This window comes from Affinundibacterium flavidum, from assembly GCF_014284175.1.
Lineage (GTDB): Bacteria > Pseudomonadota > Gammaproteobacteria > Burkholderiales > Burkholderiaceae_D > Undibacterium > Undibacterium flavidum.
In genome coordinates this window covers 1-549 of record NZ_JACOGA010000048.1, presented here as the reverse complement: position 1 = coordinate 549, position 549 = coordinate 1, and the positions used below count along the sequence as shown (strand labels likewise).

Annotated in this window: 1 protein-coding gene; it reads left to right on the top strand. The window is 49.7% G+C overall.

The genetic code is table 11. The features are described 5' to 3' along the window. Positions 1-10: 10 nt before the first annotated feature. Positions 11-549: hypothetical protein (locus H8K55_RS21295; RefSeq protein ID WP_222612572.1), on the top strand; the 539-nt coding region annotated here is incomplete at its 3' end.

Below are 549 nucleotides of genomic sequence, written 5' to 3'. Positions count from 1 at the left end.
AGGAGGGCCTGTGGTTGACACTGGCGGTAGTACCATTGGCATGGTATACATAGCTGGCCCTGGTGCAGTTATCATTTCAATATCAAAAATGAAGATCATTTTCGTCTTTGCTCTCCTTGCTATTGCTGCATGCAGCGCCTCTGCGCAGCTTGATGTTTTCAGTCAGAGTTATAGGCAATATCAGCTGCAGCCGCATGTCCTGCTGCAGCAACAGGTGCTTAGCCCTTGCAATGAGTTCGTAAGGCAGCAGTATAACATAGCAGCATCCCCCCTCTGGCAATCAGCTACGTTTCCACTGAGAAACAACCAAGTCTTGCAGCAGCAGTGCTGCCAACAGCTCAGGCTGATGGCGCAACAATCTCAGTACCAGGCCATTAACAGTGTTTGGGCGACTGTCCAACAGCAACACCTCCAGCAGTTTGGTGGTCTCTACTTTGATCAGACTCTAGCTCAAGCCCAAGCTCTGTTGGCTTTTAACTTGCCATCTATATGCGGTATCTACCCTAGCTACTATAGTGCCCCTAGTAGCGTTGCCATCCCTTATGGTGC